Source organism: Symbiopectobacterium purcellii (assembly GCF_019797845.1).
GTDB lineage: Bacteria > Pseudomonadota > Gammaproteobacteria > Enterobacterales > Enterobacteriaceae > Symbiopectobacterium > Symbiopectobacterium purcellii.
In genome coordinates this window covers 2,590,222-2,603,531 of sequence record NZ_CP081864.1, presented here as the reverse complement: position 1 = coordinate 2,603,531, position 13,310 = coordinate 2,590,222, and the positions used below count along the sequence as shown (strand labels likewise).

The 13,310-nt window shown below is 51.9% G+C and carries 11 protein-coding genes and 1 other annotated feature; of the genes, 5 read left to right on the top strand and 6 right to left on the bottom strand.

All coding sequences use genetic code 11. The annotated features are described in order from the left end of the window. Positions 1-5: 5 nt before the first annotated feature. Positions 6-905, bottom strand: a complete 900-nt coding sequence (gene hisG / locus K6K13_RS12245; RefSeq protein WP_222157289.1) for an ATP phosphoribosyltransferase — start codon at positions 903-905, stop codon at positions 6-8. Between the two features lie 65 nt (positions 906-970). Next, positions 971-1,092, bottom strand: a sequence feature (His leader region). Positions 1,093-1,669: 577 nt separating this feature from the next. Here hisG and K6K13_RS12240 point away from each other — a divergent pair. Beyond that, entirely contained in the window at positions 1,670-2,491 is an 822-nt protein-coding gene (locus tag K6K13_RS12240; protein WP_222157288.1) for an SDR family oxidoreductase, read from the top strand. Between the two features lie 60 nt (positions 2,492-2,551). Here K6K13_RS12240 and K6K13_RS12235 read toward each other — a convergent pair whose 3' ends face one another. After that, positions 2,552-4,483 (bottom strand): methyl-accepting chemotaxis protein, encoded by a 1,932-nt coding sequence (locus K6K13_RS12235; RefSeq protein WP_222157287.1) that lies wholly within the window; start codon positions 4,481-4,483, stop codon positions 2,552-2,554. Positions 4,484-5,092: 609 nt separating this feature from the next. Between K6K13_RS12235 and K6K13_RS12230 the strand changes: the two genes are divergently transcribed. The 3 genes from K6K13_RS12230 (at position 5,093) to K6K13_RS12220 (ending at position 9,120) form a co-directional block, all read left to right on the top strand. Then, positions 5,093-6,454 (top strand): 2-hydroxycarboxylate transporter family protein, encoded by a 1,362-nt coding sequence (locus tag K6K13_RS12230; RefSeq protein ID WP_434064573.1) that lies wholly within the window; start codon positions 5,093-5,095, stop codon positions 6,452-6,454. Between the two features lie 194 nt (positions 6,455-6,648). Beyond that, positions 6,649-7,407: a flagellar brake protein gene (locus K6K13_RS12225; protein WP_434064610.1), complete on the top strand. Its 759-nt coding sequence runs from the start codon at positions 6,649-6,651 to the stop codon at positions 7,405-7,407. A gap of 348 nt (positions 7,408-7,755) precedes the next feature. Next, positions 7,756-9,120 carry an APC family permease gene (locus tag K6K13_RS12220; protein WP_222157286.1) on the top strand — a complete coding sequence of 455 codons (1,365 nt, stop codon included), beginning with the start codon at positions 7,756-7,758 and terminating at the stop codon, positions 9,118-9,120. An 83-nt stretch (positions 9,121-9,203) separates the two neighbouring features. Here the strand turns inward: K6K13_RS12220 and sbcB are convergent, their stop codons facing one another. Next, on the bottom strand, positions 9,204-10,634 hold the full coding sequence (gene sbcB / locus K6K13_RS12215; RefSeq protein WP_222157285.1) for an exodeoxyribonuclease I: 1,431 nt from the start codon (positions 10,632-10,634) through the stop codon (positions 9,204-9,206). Between the two features lie 180 nt (positions 10,635-10,814). Between sbcB and K6K13_RS12210 the strand changes: the two genes are divergently transcribed. Beyond that, positions 10,815-11,993 (top strand): tyrosine-type recombinase/integrase, encoded by a 1,179-nt coding sequence (locus K6K13_RS12210; RefSeq protein ID WP_222157284.1) that lies wholly within the window; start codon positions 10,815-10,817, stop codon positions 11,991-11,993. A 176-nt stretch (positions 11,994-12,169) separates the two neighbouring features. On the opposite strand, the gene K6K13_RS12205 is transcribed toward K6K13_RS12210, so the two are convergent. The 3 genes from K6K13_RS12205 to K6K13_RS12195 form a co-directional block, all read right to left on the bottom strand. Then, a complete protein-coding gene (locus tag K6K13_RS12205) occupies positions 12,170-12,406 on the bottom strand; it encodes a hypothetical protein (RefSeq protein ID WP_222157283.1) in 237 nt (78 codons plus the stop codon). 343 nt (positions 12,407-12,749) lie between these two features. Beyond that, the gene (locus K6K13_RS12200; protein WP_222157282.1) at positions 12,750-13,034 is read right to left on the bottom strand and encodes an XkdD/Y8K6 family phage-associated protein; all 285 of its coding nucleotides are present in this window, start codon (positions 13,032-13,034) and stop codon (positions 12,750-12,752) included. 2 nt (positions 13,035-13,036) lie between these two features. Then, positions 13,037-13,297, bottom strand: coding sequence for a DUF5405 family protein (locus K6K13_RS12195; protein WP_222157281.1), 261 nt, complete (start codon positions 13,295-13,297; stop codon positions 13,037-13,039). Positions 13,298-13,310 lie beyond the last annotated feature (13 nt).

Here is a 13,310-nt window from a genome sequence, read left to right as displayed (position 1 = left end):
GGCAGTTACTCCATCATCTTCTCGATAGGCAACACCAGAATGGAACTGGCACCCAGCGTCTTGAGCCGTTCCATGGTTTCCCAGAACAAGGTTTCGCTACTGACCATGTGCATGGCAACGCGGCTTTGGTCGCCGGCCAGCGGGAGGATAGTCGGGCGTTCTGCGCCGGGCAGCAGGGCAATCACTTCATCAAGGCGCTCGCTGGGAGCATGCAGCATGATGTATTTCGATTCACGCGCCTGGATAACACCTTGCATACGGGTCAGCAGTTTGTCGATCAACTGTTGTTTCTCGGTGGGCATCTCGCCGTCACGTTGAATCAGACAGGCTTTGGAGCGGTATATAACGTCTACTTCGCGCAGACCGTTTGCTTCCAACGTGGCACCGGTAGATACCAGATCGCAAATGGCATCGGCCAATCCGGCGCGCGGCGCGACTTCCACTGAACCGTTTAACAGGCAGGATTTAAAATTGATCCCTTGTTTATCGAAGTATTTCTTCAACAGGTGCGGGTAAGAGGTGGCGATGCGTTTGTTATCAAGACATTGTGGGCCGGTGTATTCTTCATCCAGCGGCATGGCCAGTGACAGACGGCACGCGCCAAAATCGAGGCGGCGCAGCATGAAATAACGCGGGTCTTCCCCTTGCGCCCGGCGGTTAAGCAACTCTTCTTCCAGCACGTTTTCACCGATGATGCCCAGGTCGACCACGCCGTCCATCACCAGACCGGGGATATCGTCATCACGTACCCGCAGGATATCGATAGGCATATTTTCTGCAAACGCGATTAAACGCTGCTGCTGTAAATTAATTTTAATACCGCAACGTGCCAACAATTCCCGGGAATCATCGCTCAGTCTGCCTGATTTTTGCATTGCAATGCGTAAACGTGTTTTATCCAGCATGGAAACCTCTTTTACCTGTCAAAATGGATGCGCTGCTGACCACCACTTTTGTTCATCATCGGGCCATAAAAAAACCCTCGGAAGATGATCTTCCGAGGGCTCTCTTTAGGTTCTGCGCCACTGGAAGATCCGAACGTCTTCCAGCACCAACTGCCTGAAAGACTAATCAGGATGATGGTGATGATGGTGGTTTGACAGAACGCGTAACATAAAAAATTCTCTTAAATAAACAGCACTAATTGCATTGCTAATAAACCTAAACCATCTCACTGTCGTTGTGCAACCTTTTTTTGTTGCGCGCGTCGGCGTCTGGTTTATTGACGGAAAACGCATTAGCGAATTTTGTAACTGTACTGATAAATACTCACATTATCGTCGGTAGTTAATCAATTAAATAGGATAATATGCCACCGAATGGAGCGGGTTAGAACGATGCTAGGGTTTTACGCAACGACGCATTTTTCTTCGTCGCGCGGTGGACACAGGAAGCGAAAAATTGTCTTGTCGGATACGAGGCGGCAATTCGAGAGTAGAATATACCCGTCATCCTTCAAGTTGCATGCGCGTTGGCGGCACTCGCTTACCCGAATCACTTACTTATGTAAGCTCATCGGGATTCGCTCCCTTGCCGCGTTACGAGATGCATAGATGCGTCTCGCCCTAAAGGGCCAGCGCAAGCGCTGTTCAAAACGTAAACGTTTTGTCCTGCAACTCGAATTATTTAGGGTATAGAAAGTAACCTCAGACAACGGGGAGTGATGTCGATGAAAAAGGTGTCAATCGTAGGTTTAGGGTGGCTGGGCATGCCGTTAGCATTGGCGCTCAATGCGCGCGGTTACCAGGTGACGGGGACGAAAACCACGGCTGACGGCGTTGAAGCGGCGCGCATGAGTGGGATTGCCTGCTATGCGTTGCACTTAACGCCTGAGCTGGTGTGTGATGCCGACGATCTCGACAGTGTACTGAATGTCGATGCTTTAGTGATCACGCTCCCTGCCAGCCGAACGGCGCAGGGAGGTGAGAACTATCTGCTGGCCGTTCAACAATTGGTGAACAGTGCGTTGGCGCATGGCATTCCGCGCATCCTGTTCACCAGTTCGACCTCAGTGTATGGGAAAGGCGCAGGGACGATGCGGGAGTCCTCAGCGCTGCATCCCGAAACGGCAGCGGGGTACGTTTTGGTGCAGCTAGAGCAATGGTTGCATGCTTTGCCCAATACCTCGGTGGACATTCTACGACTGGCAGGACTGGTGGGACCCAATCGGCACCCCGGACGCTTTTTATCGGGGAAAACCGATCTCCCCGATGGGGATGTCGGCGTGAACCTGGTGCATCGTGATGACGTGATTGCTGCGATTGAGCTGTTGTTACAACTGCCTGCGGGCGGTCACCGCTATAATCTCTGCGCGCCACAGCATCCCAGTAAGCGAGCGTTTTACACTGAGCAGGCGCATCGTCTCGGCGTTGTGGCACCCCATTTCAACGCCGAGAGTGAGCCGGGCGGACGGATCATTGACGGGCAGCGTATCTGTCGTGAACTGGGCTTTGAGTACCAATACCCCGATCCCATGACCATGCCCTGGTAACTGATTCCATCACGCCTCTGTTGACTGCCGCGGTGTTTAGCCGTGGCGGTCACGGCAGCGTCAGAAGTGCGTCCAATCCTGCGCATTGCCCGCAACCGGCGTTTTTGCTGGCAGCGCCTGGGTTGCAGGACGCGCCAGCCGCGACGGTGGCGCCGTTTCCGAATCACCAAGCCGGAAGGTTGCCATCAATTGCGACAACACAATAGCTTGTTCTTCCAGCGTGTTAGCACTGGAGGAGGATGCACTAACCCGCGTGGCATTTTGCTGCGTGGTGCTGTCCAGTTCCGTAATAGCGCGTGAAATCTGTTCAATGCCGCGGCTCTGCTCTTCCGATGCTGACGAAATTTCTTCCATGATGTCGTTTACCCGAGCGACCGAGTTGACGATGCTTTCCATGGATTGTCCGGCCTCAGCTACCAGCTTACTGCCCACGCCGGTGCGCTCCACCGATTCATTGATTAACGCCGCAATATCCTTGGCGGCCTGCGAGCTGCGCTGCGAGAGGGCTCGCACTTCACCTGCCACTACTGCAAAACCTCGTCCTTGTTCACCCGCGCGTGCCGCTTCGACAGCGGCGTTAAGCGCCAGAATATTGGTCTGGAATGCGATGCCGTTAATCACCGTGGTGATATCGGCAATCTTCCTGGCACTGGCGGCGATATCATCCATGGTAGTAACGACGTTGCGTACCACCTCCCCACCTTTCTGTGCATTTTGCGCCGCTTCAGAGGCTATTTGGCTGGCATGCCGTGCGTTATCGGTGTTGTTTTTTACCGTTGACGTCAGTTGTTCCATGCTGGCGGCAGTTTCGACCACGGCGGCCGATTGTTGTTCGGTGCGCGAGGCCAGATCGCTATTGCCTGCGGCAATCTCTGCCGCAGACGATGACACCCGGCTAACGCTGTCGCGCACATCGGCAATCACATGATGTAAGCGGCTGTTCATTTGTGCCATGGCGGCCGTGAGTCTCCCCAGTTCATCATTGCTGTCGGACTGTATGGTGGCGGTCAAATCACCGCTGGCAATCCGTTCCGCCAGCGCCAGGTTGCGCTGCACCGGGCGTGAAATCTGGCGCACGATATAAAAGGTGATCACTATACCGATCAGCACGGCAATAGCGCCTATCACCAGCGTGATATAGGCAGAACCGTAGGCCAGTCGGTCGTTTTGATCTTTGATAGAGGCAATCAGCGATTTAATCACCGCGCTGCTTTTGTCTCCCCCCACCTTTACCGCGTTTTCGGTTTTCTTCAGCGTGGCCATGGCGCTGTGGTGCTCCTGATGCAGCGCGACGTAGCGCTGCGTATAACGCCACAGTTCATCGAGCAGCCCATGTGTTTCTGCGGGAAGCGTCGGCAGCACCGCCTGATAAGCCTGCTGTGCGGTCTGATAACGGGCGTCGAGTGCTTTTGCCGCGTCATCGCTATCGGTTTGATACAGCGTACTGGCTAACTGCCTGAGTGCCGCGCTCAAGTAGGCAATATCATCCGCCCGTTGATACTCTGACAGCCCTAAGGGTTGCGCGGCAATGGCGTCGCGAAAACGCTGAATGGCATCCTGACCGTCCAGTTCGGCAATCTGTTTTTTTAACGCCACGGTATGCTGAGAGGCTTGAGACATCTCTTTTATGGCTTGCTGAAAATCGGCCAGGATACGCTCCAGCGTTTGCAGGTCATTCTGTTCTTCAGGGCGCCAGGGCAGCGAATGCGCGCTTTGCGTCAGTTCAGAGGCATGTTTGATGAAATTGCTCAGTACGGTCTGGGTGGCATCATCGGGGGTATAAAAATACTTGAGTCGATTGATTTTTGCCTGAAAGACTTCAATGTTGATGTTGTAAATCAGATTGGTTTTTTCATAGATGATGCGAATGTCATGAAAGCGCATGGCGCTAAGCGAAGAAGCCAACACCACTAACAGCAATACTACGCTGAAGCCTAAATAAAGCTTGTGCGAAATTTTAATGTTTTTCACTGCGTTGTTGATTAACCCCATGGAGATGCCCCTTGCGTGACGGTGTAGATTGACCGATGTATCAGGCCTTTTATTGTCATTTGTTAGGTTATCGGTGGCGACGGGGCACGAATTTAGCGTGTCGCCTGAGCAGGTGATGAATCTGTGATAAGGATTGATATTTCCAGCAGGGTGCCCATAGGTTGCTGGGCAAATGCACAGACTAACGTACAGAGAAAGGGGAGCCGCACATTAACAGCGACAATATCCCCGTTTGGCAGGGCGAGGTATTCACGATGGCTGCGTTAATCGGTCGACGAAATAATCGCAGCACGCTGTTGCGCTATTTAATTCAATAAAAAGAATTGTTCAGTATTTATATCTGCGTTTTTTGAAAGAAAATTACCAGAATTAATATAGTGTTTACCTGTCGCGGGGCCAATGTGTCCTGTGCCACCGTAAATCGGTGGCGTTACCGACCGCAGTGCTACTGGTTTTATTTCCCTTTCATCGTGCCAAACAAGATCAGAAAACCCTGAGCGGCGATTATGTGATCGCCGACAGGCTATTATCCGTCACGTTCCATGCCTCCCTGAGGCGATGTCAACGCATTCTATTTTTGTAGATAGTAATAATACCATGGCGGTGAACATGAAAGATGATATGAGTGATGTCAGGCTGATTGATAAGGCACATCGACACGATTTACTTAAATATAAATGGCAGCGTATCTGGCTCGATTATAAAGTGGGTGTGATTCCGCTACCGCTATTTATTCTGGCGGGGGGATTGGTGGTCCTGAACTGTGTCAACGATACCTTATCAAGTGATATTGTCGTGATGGTTGTGACCCTGGCCTTTTTCGGATTTGCCTGTGGCGAATTTGGCCGCCGCTTACCGCTGGTTGGCAAAATGGGCGCCGTGGCCATTTGCGCCACCTTTATTCCCTCCGCGTTGGTGCATTACGGGTGGTTACCACAGGCGGTGGTGGCATCCGTCAGCACCTTTTATCACGACAGCAATATCCTGTATCTCTACATATGCTGCATCATTGTGGGCAGTACGCTTAGCATGAATCGCAGTACCTTGATTCAAGGATTCCTACGCATCTTTATTCCCATGATATGCGGTGAGGTGGTTGGCATGCTAACGGGGATGGCGGTGGGCATCGTGCTGGGGATGGATCCGTTTCATCTGTTTTTCTTTCTGGTGTTACCCATTATGGCAGGTGGGATTGGCGAAGGCGCCATTCCGCTCTCCATTGGTTACGCGCTGCTGCTGAATCAGGATCAGGCTGAAGCACTGGGTCATATGTTGCCCATCGTGATGCTGGGGAGTCTTACCGCCATAATTCTGGCGGGAATATTGAATCAACTCGGTAAGCGCTTTCCCCATCTGACCGGAGAGGGGGCATTGATGCCTGACGGCATGAGCTTCAGCAACAGCGCGCCTGCCTTGTCGGCGCCGCCCAGCGCAAAGCCTGAATTAGCCTCTATCGCCGCGGGGGCGCTACTCGCCATGCTGCTCTACATGGTGGGGGTGGAAATATACCGTGTCTGCGGGTTGCCCGCTCCGGTTGGCATGCTGTTTCTGGCTATCGCGCTAAAGTTGATAAACGGGATTTCACCGTCTCTGCTGGCAGGCTCGCAGGTGGTATATAAATTCTTCCAGACGGCGGTGACTTACCCGATTCTGTTTGCGGTGGGCGTCGCGATGACATCCTGGCAGGCGTTGGAAGACGCCCTTACGTGGGCGAATCTGCTGGTGATTGTTTCCACCATGCTGTCCTTGGTGATGACCGGGTTTCTGGTGGGCAAAAAGATCGGTATGCATCCTATTGACGTTGCTATTATTTCTTGTTGCCAGAGTGGACAGGGAGGGACAGGGGATGTCGCGATTTTAAGCGCAGGAGAGCGGATGGTATTAATGCCGTTCGCACAAATCGCTACCCGGGTTGGCGGCGCCTTGAGCGTGTCACTGGCGCTTCTGATGCTGAATACTATGCTGACCTGAATGCCTGATAGGTATGGGCTTGACGCCAGGCCTTCCCACACCGTAACGTTATGGGGCTCAGTATCATTGCCTGCACGCGATGCAATGATAGGGTCGCTGCGGCTGAGCTAAAGTTTAATGATCCGCTGCCGATACCTATGGGATGTTTTTTTCATGCGATTGGCTGCCGATGTGCATAGACCATTCATTTCATGATGGGGATAGGTGTGGTGGAACAGAATTCCAAAGAACAGTTTGTTAAGCGCAATAAACTGGCTATCTGCGCAACGTTACGCGACTTGCAAAAAAATGACATCACTGTGATGGTCAACCATGCACGCGGGCAGTTTATCAGCAAGATTCTGGATGTGTTGCCAGACGATAACCTGTTTGTTTTCGACCTCGGTGGTGTGGAAACCGAAAACAGTCGTGCGCTGTATGCGGGCGATCTTGCTTTTGTGGCTGAGCCGGCGGGGGCTAAAGTAGAATTCAAATCCAGTATTGCCCGTACCGTGACCTTTCAAGGTCTACCGGCGTTCACGGCCCAGGTTCCACCAGAGCTCTTCTACATACAGCGCAGAAATTACTTTCGTATTACTACGCCGGTGTGGCCACCGCTGCTGTGTCGCGGTGAGCTCGTGGATAAGACGCCTTTTCAGTTTGAAATCAAAGATATTTCCCTCGGTGGATTAGGGCTGTTTACTGAACGAGACATGAGCGATGTGATCGCTCCGGGCGACATTCTGGAAAATGTCGAGATGGATCTGGATGAATACGGCTTCTTCTGCGTCGATATGCAACTGGTGGGGCAGGCCGACAGCAAAGTCGTTGACAGCAAAGGCGAAGTAAAAGTGATGAAGCGGCTCCGTTTTAAATTCCCAGCGCTTTCGGCTTCTCAGGAGCGCGATTTGCAGCAGGTGATCTACGAATTAGAACGCTTGCAAATCCAAAAAAGAAAGCGCTTTCAGGATTGATTTCTGACTGTACAGCACTAAAAAATAATTTATTACATTTAGGTCGGTCAGAATCCCACCTAATGTCATTAAGAATAACACTATAGCTTGTCAGAACACCCCGATTAGGGCATGATACGCGCCCTGTAAATAGCCGACGCTTCACTAGCGTCGGTTATTTTTTTGCATCAATACATGACGCAACACCTGTGTTTTCAACCAAGAGGCCGGACATCGATCCGGATAGATAATCAGTATTCTGTGTGCCAAACGGCCACAATGAGGAAAGGAAAATGGGGCAATTTCTCAATAGGGCACCGGCGTTTGTCGGTCCAGCGTTGTCTGTTGTGGGGATAGGAGAGACGTATCATGTCTGTTAACAGTGCCGCTCCGGCTTCGCAACGTGCTCAGTTAAGAAAAACCCTGACGCTGTGGCAGGTGGTCATGATGGGGCTGGCGTACATGCAGCCAATGACCATTTATGATACTTTCGGCATCGTGACCAATTTGACGGATGGCCATGTCGCCACCGCCTATGGCTTTGCACTGATTGGTATCCTGTTTACTGCTGTCAGCTACGGCAAACTGGTGCGCCGTTTTCCTTCCGCAGGCTCAGCCTACACTTACGCGCAAAAGGCGATCAGCCCGCACGTTGGTTTTATGGTTGGCTGGTCTTCGTTGCTCGATTATCTGTTTATGCCGATGATCAACATTCTGTTGGCGAGAACCTATCTGGAAGCGATTTTCCCCGGGGTGCCGGCCTGGATTTTCGTGGCCGGACTGGTTGCTCTGATGACGATGTTCAACCTGCGCGGTATTAACATTGTTGCCAATCTGAACTCGATTATCGTGGTGGTGCAAGTGGCGATCATGGCGGTATTCCTGGGCCTGTTGATTTACGGTGTTTCACAAGGCGAGGGTGCGGGTACACTGGTCAGCACGCGACCGTTCTGGTCCGAAAATGCGCATGTTGTGCCGATGATCACCGGTGCGACCATACTGTGCTTCTCATTCTTGGGCTTTGACGGCATTAGCTCGTTGTCAGAAGAAACCCCAGATGCCGGGCGCGTGATCCCGAAAGCGATATTTCTGACAGCACTGATTGGCGGCGTGATCTTTATCGTGGTGTCCTATTTCCTGCAACTCTATTTTCCAGACGTTGCCCGATTCACTTCGCCAGAGTCCTCTCAGCCGGAAATCATGCTGTACGTGGCAGGGAAATTCTTCCAGTCAATTATTCTGGTGTTCTCCTGCGTTACCGTACTGGCTTCCGGTATGGCCGCGCATGCAGGGGTTTCCCGCCTGATGTATGTCATGGGTCGTGACGGTGTGTTCCCAGAACGCTTCTTCGGCTATATCCACCCACAATGGCGCACGCCGTCGCTGAACGTACTGCTGGTCGGTGTGGTTGCGCTCTCTGCGGTCTCTTTCGATTTGGAAGTGGCAACTGCATTGATTAACTTTGGTGCGCTGGTGGCATTTACCTTTGTTAACCTGTCGGTGATTTCTCAGTTCTATCTGCGTGAAGGGCGTAACCGTACGCTGAAAGATACTTTCCACTATCTGGTGTTGCCGCTGTTAGGCGCGTTGGCGGTGGGGGCGTTGTGGCTGAATCTGGAGAAGAGCTCCATGACGTTGGGGCTGATCTGGGCGTCTATTGGTCTCATCTACCTGGCGTTTGTGACACGCACTTTCCGTGAACCGGTGCCGCAGTGCAGCGAAGAGCTGCTGTGAGACTATAGCGGACAACAGCACTGTTCGACCTTAAGCCGGTTCACGATGTGAACCGGTTTTTTTATGCCTTCGCACCGTAAAAATCAGCCGACCAAGGTCTGCGTATAGACAAACAGGGCTTTCAGCAGTTCGGTTTTGCGCTTGTCGTCTTCGTGCTGAGCATACAGTTCTTGCAAGTGTGAGACATAGTCTTGGAGACGCTCGGCGGTGAATACCGCTTTGCGGTGCTGTAACCAACGCTGTTGCTCACTGTCATCCAACGTGCCGGGAAAGTTTCTGGCGCGATAACGGAATAATAACGGCGCGATGCGATTGTCATTAAATGACAGATCCAGCGCAGGCAGATTCTTTGCCGCCGTCTGCTGAATAATGTTCATGGCCGCACGGTCGGCATCGCCAAAAAAGCCATCGTATAACCGCATATCCACGTCGCTGTCCGGCGTGAAGGGCGGCGCATCGGCATAGAGAGCCACCACTTTTTCACGAAGATCGCTGCGTTGACGTAATACCGCCAGATTATCGAGACAGTGCTGGCGATCGATTCCCAGTCGCGCTGCATCTTCGGGGCGCAGCGTGTTGGCGGGGGCCAGCACCGGGCATTTATTGATATGCACCAGTTTGACAGGGGCCGGACTTTGCTGGGGGGCCAGACGCTCTCGCGGGGTATAGAGCCGTTCACGTAACGCATCAGCATCTAGCTCAAGCAGCGGGGTGATATCACCGGCCAGATCGCACAGGATCACCGCATTGCGATTTTCCGGGTGCCAGGCCAGCGGCACCACCCAACTGGTATTGCCACGCGCCGCGCCAAACATCTCGCTGACATGCACCAGCGGTTTCATTTGGGGAATATCGATAAGCTGACTGACCTTGTTTTTATTGCGTAACGCAAACAGATACTGGAACAGTTTCGGCTGGGCTTGCTTAAACATCTTCGCCATGGCAATGGTGGCATACACATCGGACATGGCATCGTGGGCGTGTTCGTGCGCTACACCATTGGCTTGCGTCAGATGTTCCAGACGAAAACTGGGCAAGCCATCACCATTGAGCGGCCATGTAATGCCGTCCGGGCGCAAGGCGTAGCAAGCACGCAGCGCATCCAGCAAATCCCAGCGAGAATTTCCGTGTTGCCAACTGTACGCATAGGGATCGTAGAAATTGCGGTAGAAAATATTGCGGCTCACCTCATCGTCGAAGCGAATATTGTTGTATCCCATAATGCAGGTGTTCGGCACGCTGAAGGCAGCATGAATCTGGCGCGTGAACTCTGCTTCGCAAACCCCTTTGGCTTGCGCGATTTGCGGCGTAATGCCGGTGATGAGCACCGCTTCCGGTTCCGGCAGGTAGCCATCGGTCGGCTGGCAGTAAATCACCAGCGGTTCACCAATGATATTGAAGTCCATATCGGTACGCACACCGGCAAACTGCGCCGGGCGATCGCGGGCAGGATGTTTGCCGAAGGTTTCATAGTCATGGATAAAGTACGTTGGCTGTATTGATGTGTCGCTCATTGTCTTATTAATCGCTCTCGTGCGTCATTTTGTCTATTACAACCAGTTGCTTAAGGTGGCTATCTGTCTTTATTTGTCTTACATTGTACCGCAATTCGTTAAATTGCATTTGCTAGTCCGAGGCTATTTGTGTACATAATTGGTACACACTCAATTTTACCTCGTGTACACAATATTATCATGGCCCTTAGCGACACAAAACTACGCTCACTACTTGGTAAATCTCAGGACTCGCGCACAGAGTTAACCGATGGTGATGGCCTGTCCGCTAGGGTATCACCAAAAGGCTCTATCGCCTTTCAGTTTCGCTACCGCTGGAACGGCCAACCGCAGCGCCTAACAATCGGCAAGTACCCAGCAATGCTTCTTAAGGATGCTCGCGTACTCGTCGGAGAACTCCGGTTAATGTATGACAGGGGTGATGATCCGCGTAATTACTTCTCACCGGCCGGAGCCACGAAAGAGCTTACTTTATCAGAATGCATTGATCGCTGGCGTCAGGATTATGTACACACGCAGTTGCGCCCCAAAACAGCAGCGCTGTATGAGGCTGTGGCAGTAAGGATTATCCGAGATGAATTCCCCGGCCGACCGATAGATACAATCAACGTGCGCGAGTGGATGGACTATTTCACCGAGCAGGAGCGGGTAAACAGCAAGCGAGCCAGAACCCTATTTGTGCAGACCAAATCAGCAATCAATTGGTGCATACGTAGACAACTGATCAATGGGTCATCCCTGATGAAAATCAGCCCGAAAGATATCGGCACAAGGGCAGATCGCGGTGAGCGCGTTTTCACATATACGGAACTGGCAAGGATATGGGTAGCGATAGAGCAGAGCAGGGCGACCACGCCAAACAAGCTATTGCACCAAATGTCGATGCTATGGGGATGTCGTAATACCGAATTGAGGGAGTCTGTATCAAGAGAGTTTGATATGCATGATTTGATATGGACAGTGCCGGGCGAGAGAAGCAAGACAAAAAGCGCCATCAGGCGGCCCATATTCGACCAGATAAAGCCTATGCTGGAAAGATTGATGGATGCCTACGGGGATGTCCTTTTCCCCGGACAGCGACTTTCTGAGCCGATGACAATCGCAGCCGCAAACAGATTCATCATCCGCCTGCGTGAAGGCATGGACTTGGGATACTGGAGAGCGCACGACTTCAGGCGTTCGCTATCAACCAGGCTATCAGAGGAGGGAATTGCACCGCACGTCACTGAGAAGATGCTAGGGCATGAGCTTGGCGGCGTGATGGCGGTGTACAACAAGCATGATTGGCTGAAAGAGCAGAAGGAAGCATACGAATTACATGCTGATAAAATTTTCTGGCACATTAAGAATTTGAAGTGATCCCCTGCGATTGCCTGACCGCCCAATCCTCTACCGCCGATTTCAAGTAGTAGGTTGGGTGCTGTTTGATTGGGCGCGGGAAGCCTCTGTTTTTCTCGTACCGGTAAAGGGTATCGCGAGACTTTATGTGCAGTAGCTCCATGACTTCTGTTTTTGATATCAAGTTCATCACAACCTCACTTAACCTTAGTAACCACAGTACCGCCTGATTTCTTTGCGGCAACACACACGCGGCGGTGATACATTTTCAAATCTTCGCCTTCATTCGGTACTGGCACTTCAAACACAACTGTTTTCTGAATATCAGCAAACACGTCTTTCAGGAACAGTTCACGCGGTATCGAAATGCCAAGAGCATCCTTTCTTCTTTCTCCCATCGATAAGCACTCATTCAGCCATTCATCAGCATTCACAGTGATGTCCTCAGATAACCCGAAACACAGCCAGACCAACCATAATCGCTACAGCCCATTCGAATAGCGTCATTGCCGCCTCCGGTTTCTGAAATGCTCAACCAGGCGCTGCACGAGTTCAGTCAGGCACAGGGTGAATCCGGCCACACTAAGCAGCGATAAGAGGAAGTTGCGATGCTCAATGTGCCAGTAGAGAAAAAATGAGAAGGCCACCACGCAGACCGTAAGCAGCCACAGAGGTAAGGGTATTCGCATCATATCGCGCTCCAAATGATGAATGACGCCCACAAAAAAGCCGCTACACGAGCGGCTAGAAATAGCTTTGCTGTTAGCGCTGTTCGCTTCATGATTCACCTTTGGCCTTGGCTATGGCGGCAACTGCCTTATCGTAATGCTCGCGTGCCAGCCCGTTATTGAGCCAGCCTAAAGCACCTTCCAGCGCCTCAAGCAAATCCGGTGCGGCTTCAATCAGCTCCATATTAGCCTTGCTCACGATTAAATCAGGGTGCCCGTCACTTTTGCTCACAGTCGGGCAAAGTACGCCACCATCCTTACCGTCTGGACCACTCAGGCGGCGAAAGCTATTACTCGTCCACCATTTCCACGGCCCCGGCGTATGCTTACTCATCCTCATCTCCCGAATGCTGATTCAATTTCCAACGATAACCTCGCTATGCGCTGCTCTACGGCCTGCAACGTCTGCGCGTCTGACGTCATTACATCCAAGTGACATAGTCGGCTAATAAGCTGTGGCAGCTTCGTGTAATAGCCGATGGTCGAAAGATATTCACCACCTGCATTCTTTCCGTCTTTCTTCGCCTTGCGCTCCTGCAAAACATATTGGTACTGGTCTGCTGTGATGACGTATTTGTCACCGATGCTGATTTCCATCCTCATCTCCTTA

Coding starts and splice junctions, on each gene's coding strand:
- K6K13_RS12200 (WP_222157282.1), bottom strand. CDS start 13,034: ATGAGTAAGCATACGCCGGGGCCGTGGAAATGGTGGACGAGTAATAGC.
- K6K13_RS12235 (WP_222157287.1), bottom strand. CDS start 4,483: ATGGGGTTAATCAACAACGCAGTGAAAAACATTAAAATTTCGCACAAG.
- K6K13_RS12240 (WP_222157288.1), top strand. CDS start 1,670: ATGAAAAAGGTGTCAATCGTAGGTTTAGGGTGGCTGGGCATGCCGTTA.
- K6K13_RS12220 (WP_222157286.1), top strand. CDS start 7,756: ATGTCTGTTAACAGTGCCGCTCCGGCTTCGCAACGTGCTCAGTTAAGA.
- hisG (WP_222157289.1), bottom strand. CDS start 905: ATGCTGGATAAAACACGTTTACGCATTGCAATGCAAAAATCAGGCAGA.
- K6K13_RS12210 (WP_222157284.1), top strand. CDS start 10,815: ATGGCCCTTAGCGACACAAAACTACGCTCACTACTTGGTAAATCTCAG.
- K6K13_RS12195 (WP_222157281.1), bottom strand. CDS start 13,297: ATGGAAATCAGCATCGGTGACAAATACGTCATCACAGCAGACCAGTAC.
- sbcB (WP_222157285.1), bottom strand. CDS start 10,634: ATGAGCGACACATCAATACAGCCAACGTACTTTATCCATGACTATGAA.
- K6K13_RS12225 (WP_434064610.1), top strand. CDS start 6,649: ATGGGGATAGGTGTGGTGGAACAGAATTCCAAAGAACAGTTTGTTAAG.
- K6K13_RS12230 (WP_434064573.1), top strand. CDS start 5,093: ATGAAAGATGATATGAGTGATGTCAGGCTGATTGATAAGGCACATCGA.